We start from the raw sequence: 17,014 nt of genomic DNA on the forward strand, positions 1-17,014 counted from the left end.
TCCCGCCTCGCGCTACCGTGCGGTAGCGCTCTCTCCCTATCCTAGTGCCCATGGTAGCTTAGCTTCCGCTAGCCACTGCGCTGCGGCAAATTTTGAAGTGACCCAGACCAGGGGGCGTATCGCGCCACCCCGGCAAGACGGAGACAAAATGATGAAAACCATGTTTGGCATTATTGCCTGCAGCGCAATGCTGCAGGCGCGTGCAATTCGGTTCGATTTCGAAACGCCGGCTGGCATTTTGAATACTGCCTGGTGAGCCGGTTTATGAATACTTCAAAAGCGCACCGTATTGCCCTGTTATTCAACGCTAACAAGAGTTTTGACCGCGAGGTTATTTCCGGGGTCGCCGCATATCTTGGCAGCACGCGGGCGGCCTGGGATTTATTTCTGGAAGAAGATTTCCGCCTGCGCCTGGCCGGCATTGAGAATTGGCAGGGCGATGGCATTATTGCCGACTTCGACGATCCGGCAGTGGCGGCCGCACTGTCGCGCTGCAACGTGCCGGTGGTGGCGGTCGGCGGCTCCTACGCCGACGAGGCGGAGTACCCGCGCGGCATTCCCTACGTGGCGACCGATAACTTCAAGCTGATCAAATTGGCGCGCGACCACCTGATCGACGTCGGCCTGCACCGTTTTGCGTTGTTCAGCCTGCCCAAGGCCAGGGAAAACCGCTGGGCCCAGGAGCGCGAGACTGCGTTCCGCAGCCTGATGCAAGCCGATAGCATGGAGCCCGAAATCTTCCGCGGCTGCGAGACCAGCGCCTCGGCGTGGGACGAGTCGGTGGAGGGGCAGATCGCCTGGCTGCGCAGCCTGCCGAAGCCGGTCGGCATCATTGCCGTGACGGACGCGCGTGCGCGCCAGCTGCTGCAGGCCTGCGTCATCGCCGGCATTGCGGTGCCGGAGCAGGTGGCCATCATCGGCATCGACAACGACCCGCTGGTGCGCATGTTGACCCGCATCCCGCTCAGTTCCGTGATCCAGGGCGCGCAGGAAATGGGGCGCACGGCCGCCCACCTGCTGGACCAGATGCTGCATGGCGTGCGCCTGTCCAATACCCGCATCCTGATGCCGCCGGCCGGAATCAATGTGTTCGCATCCAGCCAGCACCAGGCGGTGCGGCACCCCCATGTCGCCCGGGCGCGGCATTTCATCCGCCAATACGCCTGCCAGGGCATCAAGACGCACCAGGTGGCCGAGTATGTCGGCGTCTCGCGTTCCTCGCTGGAAGCCTATTTCCGGCAGGAGCTGGGCTGCAGCGTGCATGACGTGATCCTGCAGTTCAAGCTCGATGCCGCCAAGGCCGGGCTGGAATGCGGCGAACGCAGTATTGCCGATGTGGCGCTGGAGTGCGGCTTCACGTCGACCCAGTACATGCATCTGGTGTTCAAGCGCGAACTTGGCTGTACGCCGAGGGCTTACCGCGACAGGGCGCTCGCGGTGGAGCCGCAGTAAGCCAAGGGCCTTCGGGCCCTTTTTTCAGGAAGTCCATTTTTTGAGATAGACATGAAACAGAAGAATATCTTTGCATTGACTGCAATTGCAGCTAGCCTGCTGGCCGCGTGTGGCGGCGGCGGATCGGCAGGGACGGCGCCCGCGTCCGCGCCGCAAACCACGGCACCGGCACAGCAGCCGCCGGCGAACCCGCCGGTGAATCCACCAGTGAACCCGCCGGCAGATCCTCCGGTGAATCCGCCGGAAGCGCCGGCCACTGGCGCAACCACCTGGTCGAGCGTCAAGTTCGGCGGTGGCGGCTACGTCACCGGCCTGGTCTTCCACCCGACGACTGCCAACCTGCTGTACGCCAGGACAGACATCGGCGGCGCCTACCGCTGGAACCAGGCTACGTCGTCCTGGACCCCGATCACCGACGGCCTGGGCTTCGGCGCGACCGAGAGCCGCTTCCATGGCATTGAAAGCATCGCCCTCGATCCGAACAACGACCAGCTGGTCTACATGGCCACCGGCATGTACACGTTTGAAGGCAACGGCCGCCTGTACATCTCCAGCGACCGCGGCGCCACCTGGACCCATGTCGACCTGCCATTCCCGCTGGGCGGCAACAATCCCGGCCGGGCCATGGGCGAACGCCTGATGGTTGATCCGAACAAGCCGTCCACGCTGTTCTTCGGCTCGCGCACGGCCGGCCTGTGGACGAGTGTCGATTCCGGCAAGACATGGGCGCAGGTCACCTCGCTGTCGCCGGTCAAAATGACCGCCGACCAGATCAGCGCAGCCGGCGGCGGAATGGGCGTTGAACTGGTGGTCTACGATACCGGGACCAAGGGCACCGGCACGGCGACCCAGACCATCTACACCGCCATCGCTCCGGACTATGCCAGCGTGGCGGGCCTGGGTTCGAACATGTACAAATCCATCAATGGCGGCGCGACGTGGACGCCGGTGGCAACGCCGGTATCCGGCTACCACATCCCGCACATGGTGCGCGCCGATGACGGCATGTTCTACGTGGTGTTCACCAAGGATACGGGCCCGGGCGCGGGCGGTCCCGGGCGCCTGTACAAATTCGACGGCTCCAACTGGACCCTGCTCAAGAGCGTCGATCCGCAAACCGGCACCAACTTCGGCCTGGGCGGCGTGTCCGTCCAGGGCAGCGGCGCCACGACCCGCATCGCACTGGGCGTGACCAACTCCTGGGGCAACTGGAACGGCCAGCAGATCGTCCAGCTGTCGGACGACGCGGGCAAGAACTGGCGCGAAATCGAAGCGACCATGCCGGGCGAAGTCGCATCGGGCTGGGTCGACGACGTCGAGATCGACCCGGCCAACCGCGACCACATCCTGCACGTGCACGGCGGCGGCATCGTCGAGACCAGGAATGCATCGTCGTCCACGCCAAGCTGGCAAGGCGTCATTGGCGGAATCGAGGAGACCGCCACGCTGTCGCTCGCGACACCGCCGGCCGGCGCGCCGTACATCCTGATCAACAGTGCAGGCGACGTCGGCACCTGGGTCGACACGAACCTCGCGGCCACGCCAACGCTCAATCCTGGCCTGGGCTGGAGCAACGGCAACGCGGCCGACATGGCGTGGGCCGATCCGCTGTACATCGCCGGCATCGGCGTGGTCAATTCGACCAGCACGGCTGCCGGCTTCTGGTCGGGCGATGGCGGCAAGACCTGGTCCAGGTTTGCGAGCCTGCCCGCTGGCGCCGCGCAGAACACCAGCAGCGAAGCGAGCGTCGCGGTCACCGCGCGCAACAAGGCGGTCGTGTCACCGGCCAATTCGGTACCGTCCTACACCACGGATAACGGCGCAAGCTGGAATGCGACCAACCTGCCGCCGCTGCCCAATGTGGCGCCAGGCTGGAACCGCGGCTACCACCTGGCTGCGGACCGCAAAAACCCGAACAAGGTCTATGCCTACGATTCGGGCGGCGCAACCTGGGGCACGGCGGGCAAGGTCTACGTCTCGACCGACGGTGGCCACAGCTTCACGCTGAGCCAGGGCTCGGTGGATGCCAAGCTTGGTCCTAACAGCTGGGGGGCAACGTCGTTGGCGGTGAACCCCAACGCAGAGGGCGATATCTGGCTGGCGGACGGCAGTGCCCTGTACCACTCGCTGGATTCCGGGGCCACCTGGACCAAGCTGGCGGCCTTCACGCCCGCAGCGGGTGCACAAGGCGCCACCCTGGTTGCGCTGGGCAAGGCAGCGAGCGGCGCCAGATATTCGGCGGCGGTATACGTGGTCGGCGTGGTCGGCGGCGTATGGGGCGTGTACCGCTCCGACGACGGCGGCGCCAGCTGGAAACGCTTTAACGATGACGCGCACCAGTTCGGCGGCATCGGCGTGATGGCGGCCGACCAGAACATCTACGGCCGGATCTACGTCAGCGGCACCGGGCGTGGCCTGATCTACAGTAACTGAAGGAGCCGGGCCGGCGGCTGGCAGCTGCCGCCGCCCGCCCGGAATAACACTGGCACGCCGACTTCTTCAAATTTCAGCAGAACACAAGCGCTCGACACGAAACTTCTATTCGAAAAAAACTGCTCTCAGTAGTCTGGGTTGGCCGCTATCGGCCACATTCAACCACAAATCCATTTCTTGGAGGAGCAGACAATGAAAGTGCATTGCAAGAAGTATTACGCCGGGCTCGCGCTGCCGGCCTTGTTGGCGACGCTGCTGGCCGGCTGCGGCGGCAGTCAGGAAAGCGGGACGCCTGCGGTCAGCACCGCGGCCACCAGCCAGGTTTCGGCAGCCGGCCTGGCTGCCGCCAGCTGGACCAGCGTCAAATGGGCCGGCGGCGGCTACGTCACCGGCCTGGTCTACCATCCGGTCAACTCAAGCTTGCTGTACGCCCGCACCGACGTTGGCGGCATCTACCGCTGGAACGCCAGCGATTCGCGCTGGATGCCGCTCACAGACGGCATCGGGTTCGGCGGCGCCGACAGCCGCTTCCATTGCGTGGAGAGCCTGGCCCTCGATCCGAGCAACGACCAGCGCATCTACATTGCCACCGGCGACACCACCAGGCAGGGCGCCAATGGCCGCCTGTACATTTCCAGTGACCGCGGCAACAGCTGGACCTGGGTCAGCCTGCCGTTCATGGTGGGCGGCAACGATACCGGCCGGGCGATGGGCGAGCGCCTGAAAGTCGATCCGACCAATCCATCGATTCTGTTCTACGGCACCCGCACTGCGGGACTGTGGCAGAGCAGGGACGCGGGCCGGACATGGGCCCAGGTCACGGGGCTGTCGTCCACCACGATCAGCGGCAGCAACCCGCCGATCGGGGTCGAGCACCTGATGTTCGACAACTCGAAAGTGGGCGGCGGCGAGACGACCTGGATCATGTACGCCGCCATCGCGCCCGATTATGCCAACGCGGCGGGCCTGACCTCGGTCCTGTACAAGTCCGTCAACGGCGGCTTCTCGTGGACGCCGGTCCCGGTCCCCGCCCCGGTGGCCGGCTACCACATCCCGCACGTGGTGCGCGCCGCCGACGGCAACTACTATATGGTGTTCAACAAGAACGCCGGCGAAGGCCCCGGCGGGCCGGGCTACCTTTACCGGTTTGGCGGCGTGGTCTTCAACGAGAACTGGACCCTGCTCAGCAGCAGCACCACAGGCGGCTATAGCGGCGTCTCGGTCCATGGCACGGGGCCGAACGCCCGTATTGTGCTGGGTGTGACCGGCACCTGGGGCGACAATCCCGGCCAGGTCACCCAGCTGTCCGACAACGGCGGCAGCACCTGGCGCGAAATCGAGGCAAACATGCCGCATCTGGGCTCCACCGGCAACGGCTACTCGGGCTGGAACGATACCACCGTGATCGACCCTGCCAACCGCGACCACATCATGCACGTGCACGGTGGCGGCATCTGGGAAACCACCAACGCTTCCTCGGCAACGCCAAGCTGGAGCGCCAAGGACAATAACCTGGAGGAGACCGCGACCCTGGCCCTCGTCACGCCGCCGGCCGGCGCGTCCTATAAGTTCATCAACAGCGCGGGCGATATCGGCACCTGGATCAATACCGACCTGGCGGCGCGGCCGACCAAGGGGCCCATGAACTGGTGGAGCAATGGCAACTCGGCCGACATGGCCTGGTCCGATCCGCAATACATCGCAGCGAACGGTGTCGACAATGCGAACAACCACGTCGGCGTTGGCCACTGGTCCGGCGACGGCGGCAATACCTGGGCGAAGTTTGCAACCTTGCCTGCCGGCGCTACGACCGGTACCGACAGTTCGTCCAACCTCGCCGTCACCACGCGCAACAACGTGGTCTGGGCGCCCAACGACGCGGTACCTTCCTACACTACCAATAACGGCGCAAGCTGGACTGCGACCAACCTGCCGGCGAAACCCGCAGTCGGGGTCCCGCGCAGCTACCTGCTGAAGGCCGATCGCAAGAACCCGAACAAGGTCTACGCCTATGATTCGGGCGGCGCCTGGTGGAACCAGTGGTCGGATAGCGCGCACTTCTGGTATTCAAGCGACGGCGGCAAGACGTTCACCGAACGCGCCGCGTTCAAGGCGGCCAGCCCAATGCTGACGTCCTTCAACAATACGTCGATGGCAGTGAACCCGAACGCGGAAGGCGATGTCTGGCTGGCCGACGGCAATACGGTGTACCACTCGCTCGACGCGGGCGCCAGCTGGACCAAGCTGACCGCCTTCTCTTCGATCTGGGGCAGCAACCAATGGCCCGACGTGCAGGGCGCCACCGTGGTAACCCTGGGCAAGGCGGCTCCCGGTGCGTCGTATTCGGCCGCGGTCTACGTGGTGGGCGTGATCAATGGCGTGTGGGGCGTGTACCGCTCCGACGACGCCGGCGCCACCTGGTCGCGCTTCAACGACGACGCGCACCAGTATGCCGGCATCTTCCACATGGCGGGCGACTGGAACACTTACGGGCGCGTCTACGCATCCGGCAACGGCCGCGGCGTGTTGTACACCAACTAAGCTGCCAGGCAGGGGGCCGGCCCAAAGGGTCAGGCCCTAGTGGCCGGACGCCGAACGGTAGCCGATGCGGAACCCGCCCCAATGCCTGCCGTTGACGTAGATCGGGGCGGACAAGTCGTGCATCACCTCGCCGGTGTCGCGCTTGTAGGTCTGCAGCAGGTAAGGCTTGGTGTTGGCCCCGCAGCGCGATCCGGTGCGGTCGTTGAAGATGCGCTTGGTGCGGTTGTTGACAAGGTCGGTGGCGTAGTCGCCGGTCAGGGGCTGCGAAAACTTCCTGTTGTGGGTCGGGAAGTAGCCGTTGTTGTCGACCGCGCCGGCAAAGGCCAGCTGCGGCATGGCCTTTAATACCGCCTCCTGCAAAGCGGGCAAGACGCGGTCGGTGAACTTGTCGAAGGCGCTATGGTGCTTGGGCGGGTTGGTATCCGGGATTGGAACGTAGCGGCGGTCGAACAGCGCAGCCTCGCTGATCTCGCCGCTGGCGATGGCTTTTTCGAACAGGTTGCCGACATCCCTGGCAGCTTGCTGCGCGACGGCGCGGATCGCGTCATGCGCGGTGGCGGCGTTGCTTTCCGTGGTGGCTTCGAACAAGGACTCGGCGCGTTCGGCCAAGGCCTGCGCGGAGCTGGCCGCGCGCGGCAACTCGGCCTGCATGCCCAGCATGCCGTCGCGGATCTGGCCGATGGCCTCGGCAATGTGGCGCGTCGATGCGGCATGCTCGCGCGAGGCCAGCGCGATCTTGTGGATTTCGCCGTGCGATTCGGCGGCGCAGCGTTCGATCGTGCTGAAGCTGGCGTGCACGCGTTCCACTTCCACCGCTGCTTGGGCGACCTTGCCTGTGAGCGAGGCCATGCCGGACGAGGCCCGCTCGGCCTCCGCCAGGATCGCGGTCACCTTGTGGCCGATGTCGGCCGTGGCTTCGGCCGTGCGCTGGGCCAGCTGGCGCACTTCGCCGGCTACCACCGCGAAGCCGCGGCCATGCTCGCCGGCGCGCGCTGCTTCGATGGCCGCATTGAGCGCCAGCAGGTTGGTGCGCGTCGCGATTTCGGTGATCACCGCCGTGATGCCGTGGATGCTGCGCGATTTTTCCTGCAGGGCATCCATCAATTGTGAGGCAGCCTGCGCGTTGCCGCGCGCATCGCTGATCTGTTGCAACCCCTGGTCCACCGCGCCGCGCCCGGCCACGCTCTCGCGCCGCACCATGGTGGCGACCTCGGATGCCCGCTCGGCGTTGGCTGCGATTTCCTCCATTTCGCTGGCGCTGGACGCGGACCGGGCGGCGATCTGGTTGGTCGACTCGACGTCTCCGGAAATCCGCTTCCTGATCGAATCGACGAAGTAGGAGGTCTCTGCCGCACCGATCATGATGGTGTCGATTTCGCCCGCCACCTTTCCTGCCAGCGCATTCTGCTGCGTGCTGCCGTTGCGCAGCAGCAGCACGCTGGCGCCGGCACTGCCCAATGCCGCCAGGCTGGCCAGGGGGAGGGGCGCCAGTGCGGCGCCGGCCGCCCAAAAGCAGGCCATGGCGGCGGCAACGCCTGCAAGGGTTGCCACGGCGGGTGCGCCGATGCGGTGAAGCGGGAGGGGATTGTTCATGGCTATGCCGCGCTATCGGTTGTGGTTTTTATGGACGGACCTGTCTCTATCTTCATTTTCGGGACGAAACTTACGGTGTCCTTACATCATTGAAATTTGTATTGCCGTAAATACATGAGCGACCGGGGAAACGGTCTGTTTGCTCGCTCGACGGCTGGCTATGGCGCCCGCCAATGTATAGACTTCAAGAGTACGCAACGTGAACGGCAGGATGTATGGGATTGCCAATGCGGAGACGGTGCTTGTCGCTTGTGCTTGGGATGGCGGTTGCGGCCGCTTGCCTGGCCGAAGGCGCCTGGGCGGCTGGCGCGGAAGTCAACGTCGTGTTCATTCCCAAGTCGCGCGACCAGGAATTCTGGACCTTCATGCGGGACGGCGTGGACCGGGCCATCCGCGAGGCGGACGGCGTCAAGGTTGCGTTGACCTGGCGCGGGCCAGCCTACAACGACCAGGTCGATGTGCAGATCAAGCTGCTGCAGATGTACACCTCGCCGACGGTCGATGCGATCGTCCTGGCGCCGACCGATCGTGTTCGGCTGGTGGAGCCGGTCAGGCGGGCGGCAGCCATGGGAATCAAGGTGATTGTGGTCGATTCGGCGCTCGATGGCCGCGACTACCAGAATTTCATCGCGACCGACAATCACGCGGCCGGCGCACTGGCTGCGCAGCGCCTGGCGGCATTGCTTGACGCGCAAGGCGAGGTACTGATATTGCGAACGGTCGCCGGCAGCGCGTCGACCGACCAGCGCGCCGATGGTTTTGTGGAGTATCTGAGGAAGCATGCGCCGAAGGTCAGGATTGTCGCGGACGAATATGTCGGCGCCAGCCGCGGCAAGGTGTTCCACGAAGCAGGGCAGCTGTTGCAGCGCTTTCCGGCGGTGGACGGCATCTTTGCCGTGAACGAATCGTCGAGCGACGGCATGCTGCGTGCGTTGCGCCAGGCGGGCCTGGCCGGCAAGAAGAAGTTCATAGGCTTTGACTCGACCACCTTCTTGCTGGATGGCCTGGAGCAGCAGGAAATCCACGGCCTGGTGGTCCAGGACCCGCGCCGGATGGGATATATGGGGCTCAAGGCGGCGCTGGCTGCGGTGAATAAAACCCCCATGGAGCCACGCACCATTCTCATCGACGGGGTCATGGTGACCCTGGAAAATTACCGGAAGCCGGAAATTCGCGCGCTGCTGGTGCCGTGACTGCCGGTGGGCCCAGACCCAGGGTGAGCACCCTGGGGGGGCGCACCCTGGAGCCGGTGTTACCACCAGGCGCCGTAGATGGTTGCCAGTGCTACGCAGATGACGGCGGAGCCGAGCGTGAATGCCCCGTCAACGCGGAACAGGGACGTATCGACATGCAGGTGGTGCTGGTGCGCGCCATCGCGCTTGGCTTCGGCCATCTTGCTGATCACCACCATGCCGGCGATCACGAACCAGAACACGATGAACATGCGGTCCAGGAACGGGATTTCAGGAATGCCGGCTGCGTTGGCCTTGGCAAAGCCGATCGGCACCAGGAAGGACAGGTCCATCATCTCCGGCAGGAACTTGAGGATGATCGAGCCCACCAGGCCGCCCAGGGTGGCAAACATCGCCGCACCCGAGGTGGTTTTCTTCCAGAAGAAGCCCATCAGGAACATGGCCAGGATGCCAGGCGAGACGAAACCGGTGTATTCCTGGATGTACTGGAAGCCGCCTTTCTTGTCGATGCCCAGCAGCGGGGCGATCAGCACGGCCAGGGCCATGGCCACCACTACGCTGACGCGGCCGATCCACACCATGCGCTGCTCGGTGGCCTGCTTGTTGAAGGTCTTGTTGTAGATGTCCAGGGTGAAGATGGTGGCGATGCTGTTTGCCTTGCCGGCCAGCGAAGCTACGACAGCGGCGGTCAGGGCCGCAAACGCTACGCCCTTCAGGCCGGGCGGCAGCAGGTTGAGCAGCACAGGATAGGCGCGGTCAGGATTCAGCTCGCCGCCCTGGCGCATGGCGTCGCCCAGGGCACCGGACTTGTCCAGCGCATAGGCGGCGATACCTGGCAGCACCACGATCACCGGCATCAGCAGCTTGAGGAAGGCGGCAAACAGCAGGCCTTTGCGGGCCGTCGGCAGGTCGGCGCCCAGGGCGCGCTGGGTGATGTACTGGTTGCAGCCCCAGTAGTTCAGGTTGACGATCCACATGCCGCCCAGCAGCACGGACAGGCCCGGCAGGTCCATGTAGTTCGGGTCATCGCGCTTGAGCACCATGTTGAAGTGCTCGCCGGCCCGCACGAACAGGTCGGAGAAGCCCGCCATGGCGCCTTGCTTGCCGCCCAGTGCCGCCACCAGGTCGAGCGCCAGCCAGGTGGTCACCAGGCCGCCGACCACCAGGCAGGCCACCTGCACCACGTCGGTGTAGCCGATCACCTTCATGCCGCCCAGGGTGATGATGGCGGCGAATACGGCGAGGAACAGCATGCAGGGCAGCAGGGCGATGCCGGACAGGCTGGAGATCGCCAGGGCGCCGAGGTAGAGGATGGAGGTCAGGTTGACCACCACGTACAGGCCAAGCCAGAACAGGGCCATGGTGGTGGCGACCGCCTTGCCGTAGCGCTGTTCGAGGAACTGCGGCATGGTGTAGATGCGGTTTTTCAGGTACACCGGCATGAAGAACACGGCCACGATCACCAGGGTGGCGGCCGCCATCAGCTCGTAGACCGCGATGGCCATGCCGATCTTGTAGCCGGAGCCGCTCATGCCGATGAACTGCTCGGCCGAGATGTTGGAGGCAATCAGCGAGGCGCCGATCGCCCACCAGGTCAGCGAGCCTTCCGCCAGGAAGTAGTCATGCGAAGCCTGGCCGGAACTGTTTTGCTTGCGGCGGTAGATCCAGATGCCGTAGCCGGCAACGGCAATGAAGTAAATCAGGAAGACGATCAAGTCTACGGTTGAAAAGGTACTCATGCGGTGCTCACAAAGTAGGTTGTCTCTGGCCTGGCGCGCGTGGGCGGCGCACCGGCCTGTTTTTGGAATCGGTATCGGAAGATCGTAGGCGAAGGGGCCTTGCCATTTCCAATAACACTTTTGCGTTCAGCTATATCAAATTTGACATATGACGGCGGATCTTGCCCGTCTCCCCGAGGCTGCGCTGGCATTATTGCCGATTCCGGGGCGCCGGAAACCCCCTTGCAGCGCTCTTGGCCAGAATCGTTCGATGGCTTGGTGATTTTAGTAATTGAATCGCCATGCGCCGGATTGCAGAATGGCATGGTGCCAATGGTGTGCACAGGAAGCCCGATCTTTTAATGATGACCAAACGTTTTTCAGGCACCGCGCCCGAGGCGGACGAATACCGCTTGTTTACACTCAGGAACGCCAGCGACATGGTGGCGACGATTACCGAACGCGATGCCGCCTTGTGGTCCTGGCGGGCGCCAGACCGCTATGGCCGCATGGCCGACGTGCTGCTGGCGCCCAAGGGCGCTGCCAACCCGGTGCTGTGGCAGGGACGCCACGCAGACGGCGGCGTGACGCTGTTGCGCACGGGAGGCGGCGGCGCGGTGGCCCAACTGGCGAAATACCGGCTGGACGATGACGGCTGCCTGAGCGTGGAGCATGAAGTGGTGGCCATGGCGCCCACGCCGCTCGACCTGGCAGCCTGGCCGACCTTCAACCTGAACGGCGGCATCGCCGATGTCGGCGACCATATGGTGCAGATCGATGCCGACTACTACGTGGAGGTGGACGCGGACGGCATGCCTTCCGGCGTGGCGGCGGTGGCCGGGACGGCGTTCGACTTCCGCCAGCCGGCGCCGATCGGGGCGCGCCTGCGCTGGCCCGACAGCCAGATCTGCGGGCGGGGCGGTTTCAACCATAGCCTGTTCGTGCGCAGCCATTTTGCCGGCGGCCAGGGGCCGCTGCGCACCGTGGCCCGCATCGTCGATCCGGGATCGGGGCGCTGCCTGCAGGTCCAGACCACCGAGGCTGCCGTGCAGTTCCGCGCCGGCCACCAGGGCGGTTTCAGCGTCGAGGCGCAAGCCCGTCCCGAGCTTGCCAGCGCGGCCTGGCCGCACGTGATCGTGTCGCCAGGGCAGGTCTACCGGCAGACCACGGTCTACCGGCTCACGCTGCAGGCCTAGGCCGGTTTCAGGCCGCGGTAGGTGAACTGCCGCGCCCTGACTTCGCCGGCGCCGGCGCTGTAAATGCCGACCTTGAGACTCATGAAGCCGCCGAACACATTGTGGTGGAAGCCCGACACTTCCATTTGCCATGGATGCCGGGTCCAGGCCACGCCGTCGCTGGAGTAGTGGAAGGTGATGATATTGGCGCGGTTCGCCAGCCGGATGTGGATGGTCCGCGCCGCGATTTTCTGCCGCATCCAGCGTTGCTCTTCGCTGTAGTGGTGAGTGAACATCTCGGTGGGGCTGAAGCCGATGCCGCAGTAGCCGCGCTGGCTGTAGTACAGCAGCAGGCCGCCTTGCCCGCCTTCCGCAATATCGAGCACCACCGACACTTCGTAATCGCGGTCGCCGACGATGCAGGTGAGGGGCGAGCAATCGGCCGGCGAACTGCCCTTGCCCTTGATGACCAGCCCCTTGCCGTCGTACCGGGCGCGCCGCATTTCCTCCGGGCCGGGCGCGAAGAAGCTCCACTGGACGCCGAACCTGTTGCTGGAAAAGTCGTCGGACAGCGCCTGGCCGGCCGGCGAGGAGCGGCCGCCCTTCGGCTTGCGCAAGGGCTTGTCCAGCGTGCCGCCACGCGCACGGAACCAGCCGTCGCTGGTCCATTCAATGGGTTCGAGGATGGTTTGCCGGCCCAGCGTGCGGAAGCCGTTTTCGTAGGCGTGGTAAATCATCCACCAGTCGCCGCCCGGTCCTTCGACAATGCTGGCGTGGCCGCGCGACCACCAGGGTTCGTCGGCGCTGCGCGTGCGGACGATGGGGTTGCCGGGGCAGTCCTGCCAGGGGCCGTGAATGGAGCGCGAGCGCGCCACCGTGACCATATGGCTGGTGGGCGGGCCGGAGGTGCCGCCGACCGCAGCCACCAGGTAGAACCATTCGCCGCGCCGGAACAGTTTGGGGCCCTCTGGAGCGAACATCTCCACCACCCAGTCTTCCGGATAGCGCCAGGGATGGTAGACGTGTTCCAGCGCGCCGACGGTGGACAGGCCGTCGTCCGCCAGTGCAATCCGGCGCACGCCGTTGAAGAACAGGTAGCGCTTGCCGTCTTCGCCGACCGCGTGGCCGGGGTCGATGCAGCCTTGCAGCCTGAGGTCGACCGGGTCGCTCCAGGGGCCGCGGATATCGTCGGCATGGATCACGAAGATCCTGTCGTCGGCCGGGATGTACAGGAAGTAGCGGCCGCCATGCTTGACCAGGTCCATTGCCCACACCGAGCCGATCGGCCTGGTCAGGGCGGCGCAGACGGGCGCCCAGTTGACCAGGTCGCGCGAATGCCAGATCACGGCGCCGGGGTAGGAGTAGAAGGACGAAAACGTCATGTAGTAATCGTCGCCGTCCTTCAGGATGGTGGGATCGGGGTGGTCGCCGGGCACGATCGGGTTGATGAACATGCCGTTGCCAAGGTCCGCCTTGCGCTGGCCTTCGGTGCCGTAGGCGGGCTGCAGGGCCGGGCCGGGGCGGCCGCACGGAGCCGCGCCGCCCAGGGGCGCGGTTGCCGCGCCGGCCCCGGCCAGGGCCAGCTTGAGCAGGCTGCGGCGGCCCCGGCTCACTTGCCCACCACTTTGGTGATGCCTGGCGCCTTGCGCGACAGCTCGCCGTCGCCGCTGACGCCCAGGCGGCCGGCGGCGTCGTTCCATGTCAGCCTGGACAGCATGCCCTTGCCTTTTTCGTAGTCGTACGAGACGCCATCGTCGTCATACAGGGCGAACTGGCCATCCTTGCCGGGGTACACCCGGATTTCGGCGATCGCCTGCTTGCTGGCGGTGGACTGGATCTCGGCGCCCAGCGGCACGATGGAACCGGCGCGCACAAAGACCGGGATCTGGTCGATCGGCGCGGCGACGCGCACCCAGCGCCCGCCGGCCACCTTCTCGTTGGTCCAGAAGTTGTACCAGTCGCTGCCGGCCGGCAGGTAGACGTCTTTTTCGGTCTGCCCCTGCTCGGTCACCGGGGCGACCAGGAAGGCGGGACCGAACATGTACTGGGTGCCGAGATTGGCCACCTGCGGGTCGCTTGGAAAGTCCATCCACAAAGGGCGCATGAACGGCGCGCCGTTGTCCCAGGTGGCTTTGGCCTGGCTGTAGATGTAGGGGATCAACTGGTAGCGCAGGCGGTCGTAGCGCGCCATGATGGTTTCGGCCTGCTGGCCGAACTCCCAGATTTCCGCGTGCTTGCGGTCGCCGTGCAGGCGCAGCGTGGGCAGGAAGGTGCCGTACTGGAACCAGCGGGTGAGCAGTTCCGGATAGTCGTGGTTCTGGCCGATGGTTGCTTCCGCGCCGCGCGGATCGACCAGCGGCGCCCTGGTGGCCTTGGTCGATTGCGGCAGCCATTGCCAGCCGCCGATGTCGTTGCCCCAGTAGGCGATGCCGGAGGCGGTCATGTTCAGTCCCGTCGGCACCTGGCGCGCCAGGGCTTCCCACGAGGGGTGGATGTCGGAGGACCAGAACAGGGCGCCGGTGCGCTGCGAGCCGAGGTAGGCGGCGCGTGACAGGATCAGGGCGCGCTTGTTGGGCTGCCAGGCGCGCATGCCTTGCTGTACGCCTTCCACGTGCAGCAGCGGGAACAGATTGCGATAGCGGTCGCCGCTGCCGATCGAGTAGAAGAAGCCATCCGGCACCAGGTCCGGTTCGGTCTCGTCCAGCCATGGGTAGTCGAAGCCTTGCGACAGGATGTTGTCGCGCACGCGCTCCCAGAACCACTGGCGCGCGGCCGGGTTGGTGGCGTCGATCAGGGCGCCAGTGCGGTCGGAGCGGAAGGGCAGGCCGTCGACGGTCTTGCCGTCCTTGTCCTTCAGGAAGTAACCCTTGGCATCGAGTTCATTGAAGTAGCGGCCTGAGGATTCGAAGCGCGGCCACACCGAGACGATGGACTGCATGCCCAGGTCGTGCAACTCCTTGTTCATGGCGGCAGGGGCCGGGTACTGCGCCGGGTCGATGTCGAGCTGGCCCATGCGGGTCCAGTAGAACCAGTCGACCACCATGATATCGAGCGGGTATCTCTTCTGGCGATAGGTGTTCGCCACGCGCAGCACTTCCTGCTGGCTGTCGTAGCGGGCCTTGGACTGGATCAGGCCGAAAGCCGCCTTGGGCGGGATCGGGGTCTTGCCGGTGACGCGGGCGTAGCCGGAATAGATTTCCTCCGGCGTGCTGCCGGTGATGACGAAGAAGCTGACACGTTCGCCGACGTTGGACTGGAAGGAGGTGCGGCCGTTGACGCCGGCGACGAAGCGGGTGGCCGAGGGGTTGTCCCAGACGATGCCGTAGCCCTTGGACGAGACCATGAACGGCACGCACACGGTTTCGCCGGCAGGGGCGTCATACCAGTGCTTGCAGTCGAGGACGCGGCCGCGCAGGTCCAGCGGGCCGGTCGACTCCTGGTTTTGGCCCATGCCGTAGTAATGCTCGTCGGCCGGGGCGCTGAAGCTGGCGCCGGCCTGGTAGGTCTTTTCGGTGTTGACGGTCTGCGGCGACAGCTCCCAGCCAGTCATGTCGAGCACCAACTCGCCCTTTGCGTTGCGGACCTGCAGCGCCACCGGCGCCAGTTGCGGCGCGAAGTATTTTTCCGACTGGGACGGCACGCGCGGCGGCGGCGCCGGGGCGATGCGCAGGTTCAGCGCCGGGGAGGTGAAGCTGTCGCCGTCCTTGCCGCTGGTATGGCGAAAGGCTGCATTGTCCGCATTCCTGGGCAGGATGCCGAAGCCGGGGCCTTTCAGCGCCTCGGCCTTGTCGGCGGCGATGGTGATATGGACGACGTTCGGGCCGTAGGCTTCTACCGAGACCCAGGCGCCATTGCGGTCGAGGGTGGTGATCGGCGCTGCGGCGGCCATGCCGGCGGCGCCGAGTGCGGCGGCGGAAACTGCGGCCGCCATGGTCCGGCGCTTGTAATGCACGTTCATTGATGCTCCTGTGTTGTCGATGTTATGGAATCAGTTTCCGGTCGCGCAGCCATTCTTCGGCGCGGCGCGTCCAGTTGGTGGCAGTCCCGTTCCCGGTGCGCATGGCCATGCCGTGGCCGCCGTGTTCGAAGATGAACATTTCGGCCGGCACCTTGGCGCGTGTCAGGGCCTGGAAGTACAGGATGCTGTTGTCGGCCGGGACCAGGCCGTCATCCTGCGAGTGAATCAGCAGGGTGGGCGGGGTCGCGGCGCTGACCTGTTTTTCCACCGACATGAGCTGGACCATGGCTGCGGATGGCTTGGCGCCCAGCAGGGCGTCGCGCGAGCCGGCGTGGACAGCCGGCGCTTCCATCGTGATCACGGGGTACATCAGGATGGCGAAATCGGGACGGGCGCTGACGGCATCGAGGGGGCCGCCGGTACGGCCGGCAGGGTGGTTGAACAGGGTGGAAGCGCTGGCGGCGAGGTGTCCGCCGGCCGAACTGCCCATCACGCCGATGCGGTCCGGCGCGATGCCGTACTTCGCCGCCTGCGAGCGCACCAGGCGGATCGCGCGCAGCACGTCCTGCAAGGGGGCGGGGTGGCCGTAGTCGGCCAGGCGGTACTTCAGGACGAATGCGGTGATGCCAAGGCTGGACAGCCACTGGGCATACTGCTGCCCTTCGCGCGTATTGGACAGGAACTGGTAGCCGCCGCCGGGGCAGATGATGACGGCGGTGCCTGAAGGGCGGTCGAAGGCGGCCGGGTAGACCGCCAGCGTCGGCTGGCTGACGTTGCTGATGCGCTCTCCGTCGACCTTCTCGGGGCCGGCCTGCGCGTGCGCGTTGGGCACGCCTTCAGGCCAGACTGGGATGACGCTGGTTTGCGCGAGCGCGCCGTTTGCGGCCACGAAGAACACGGCCAGGATCCAGGATCGCATGGTCTTTTTATCCTACGTTGTGATAAACCAGG

Annotated in this window: 10 protein-coding genes; 5 read left to right on the forward strand and 5 right to left on the reverse strand. The window is 65.4% G+C overall.

Features of this window, described 5'->3' with window-relative positions; all coding sequences use genetic code 11:
• Window positions 1–264 precede the first annotated feature (264 nt).
• From ACN9M3_RS13955 to ACN9M3_RS13965, 3 genes are all read left to right on the forward strand, one after another.
• Entirely contained in the window at window positions 265–1,452 is a 1,188-nt protein-coding gene (locus tag ACN9M3_RS13955) for a XylR family transcriptional regulator (protein WP_426323183.1), read from the forward strand.
• A gap of 51 nt (window positions 1,453–1,503) precedes the next feature.
• Window positions 1,504–3,885, forward strand: a complete 2,382-nt coding sequence (locus tag ACN9M3_RS13960; RefSeq protein WP_426323185.1) for a VPS10 domain-containing protein — start codon at window positions 1,504–1,506, stop codon at window positions 3,883–3,885.
• Window positions 3,886–4,077: 192 nt separating this feature from the next.
• Window positions 4,078–6,426 (forward strand): dockerin, encoded by a 2,349-nt coding sequence (locus ACN9M3_RS13965; protein WP_426323187.1) that lies wholly within the window; start codon window positions 4,078–4,080, stop codon window positions 6,424–6,426.
• Window positions 6,427–6,462: 36 nt separating this feature from the next.
• Here the strand turns inward: ACN9M3_RS13965 and ACN9M3_RS13970 are convergent, their stop codons facing one another.
• Window positions 6,463–8,019, reverse strand: coding sequence for a methyl-accepting chemotaxis protein (locus tag ACN9M3_RS13970; RefSeq protein ID WP_426323189.1), 1,557 nt, complete (start codon window positions 8,017–8,019; stop codon window positions 6,463–6,465).
• A gap of 251 nt (window positions 8,020–8,270) precedes the next feature.
• Here ACN9M3_RS13970 and ACN9M3_RS13975 point away from each other — a divergent pair, with 251 nt between their 5' ends.
• Window positions 8,271–9,212 carry a substrate-binding domain-containing protein gene (locus tag ACN9M3_RS13975; protein WP_426323756.1) on the forward strand — a complete coding sequence of 314 codons (942 nt, stop codon included), beginning with the start codon at window positions 8,271–8,273 and terminating at the stop codon, window positions 9,210–9,212.
• Between the two features lie 59 nt (window positions 9,213–9,271).
• On the opposite strand, the gene ACN9M3_RS13980 is transcribed toward ACN9M3_RS13975, so the two are convergent.
• Window positions 9,272–10,951 (reverse strand): sodium:solute symporter family transporter, encoded by a 1,680-nt coding sequence (locus tag ACN9M3_RS13980; protein WP_426323191.1) that lies wholly within the window; start codon window positions 10,949–10,951, stop codon window positions 9,272–9,274.
• A gap of 341 nt (window positions 10,952–11,292) precedes the next feature.
• On the opposite strand from ACN9M3_RS13980, the gene ACN9M3_RS13985 reads away from it, so the two are divergent.
• Window positions 11,293–12,126 carry a galactose-1-epimerase gene (locus ACN9M3_RS13985; protein WP_426323193.1) on the forward strand — a complete coding sequence of 278 codons (834 nt, stop codon included), beginning with the start codon at window positions 11,293–11,295 and terminating at the stop codon, window positions 12,124–12,126.
• Here ACN9M3_RS13985 and ACN9M3_RS13990 read toward each other — a convergent pair.
• Genes ACN9M3_RS13990 through ACN9M3_RS14000 form a run of 3 tightly spaced genes read right to left on the reverse strand, consistent with a single transcriptional unit; the run spans window position 12,123 to window position 16,982 of the window.
• On the reverse strand, window positions 12,123–13,718 hold the full coding sequence (locus ACN9M3_RS13990; protein ID WP_426323195.1) for a family 43 glycosylhydrolase: 1,596 nt from the start codon (window positions 13,716–13,718) through the stop codon (window positions 12,123–12,125). The genes ACN9M3_RS13985 and ACN9M3_RS13990 overlap by 4 nt on opposite strands.
• A complete protein-coding gene (locus ACN9M3_RS13995; RefSeq protein WP_426323197.1) occupies window positions 13,715–16,063 on the reverse strand; it encodes a TIM-barrel domain-containing protein in 2,349 nt (782 codons plus the stop codon). The genes ACN9M3_RS13990 and ACN9M3_RS13995 overlap by 4 nt, the downstream gene beginning before the upstream one ends.
• A gap of 22 nt (window positions 16,064–16,085) precedes the next feature.
• The gene (locus ACN9M3_RS14000) at window positions 16,086–16,982 is read right to left on the reverse strand and encodes an alpha/beta hydrolase (RefSeq protein ID WP_426323199.1); all 897 of its coding nucleotides are present in this window, start codon (window positions 16,980–16,982) and stop codon (window positions 16,086–16,088) included.
• Between the last annotated feature and the right edge of the window lie 32 nt (window positions 16,983–17,014).

This window comes from Pseudoduganella sp. R-43 (assembly GCF_049913255.1).
Lineage (GTDB): Bacteria > Pseudomonadota > Gammaproteobacteria > Burkholderiales > Burkholderiaceae_D > Rugamonas.

Excerpts from the sequence above, each read along its gene's own strand:
- ACN9M3_RS13995 (WP_426323197.1), bottom strand. The coding sequence starts at position 16,063 with ATGAACGTGCATTACAAGCGCCGGACCATGGCGGCCGCAGTTTCCGCC.
- ACN9M3_RS13970 (WP_426323189.1), bottom strand. The coding sequence starts at position 8,019 with ATGAACAATCCCCTCCCGCTTCACCGCATCGGCGCACCCGCCGTGGCA.
- ACN9M3_RS13960 (WP_426323185.1), top strand. The coding sequence starts at position 1,504 with ATGAAACAGAAGAATATCTTTGCATTGACTGCAATTGCAGCTAGCCTG.
- ACN9M3_RS14000 (WP_426323199.1), bottom strand. The coding sequence starts at position 16,982 with ATGCGATCCTGGATCCTGGCCGTGTTCTTCGTGGCCGCAAACGGCGCG.
- ACN9M3_RS13980 (WP_426323191.1), bottom strand. The coding sequence starts at position 10,951 with ATGAGTACCTTTTCAACCGTAGACTTGATCGTCTTCCTGATTTACTTC.
- ACN9M3_RS13985 (WP_426323193.1), top strand. The coding sequence starts at position 11,293 with ATGATGACCAAACGTTTTTCAGGCACCGCGCCCGAGGCGGACGAATAC.
- ACN9M3_RS13965 (WP_426323187.1), top strand. The coding sequence starts at position 4,078 with ATGAAAGTGCATTGCAAGAAGTATTACGCCGGGCTCGCGCTGCCGGCC.
- ACN9M3_RS13955 (WP_426323183.1), top strand. The coding sequence starts at position 265 with ATGAATACTTCAAAAGCGCACCGTATTGCCCTGTTATTCAACGCTAAC.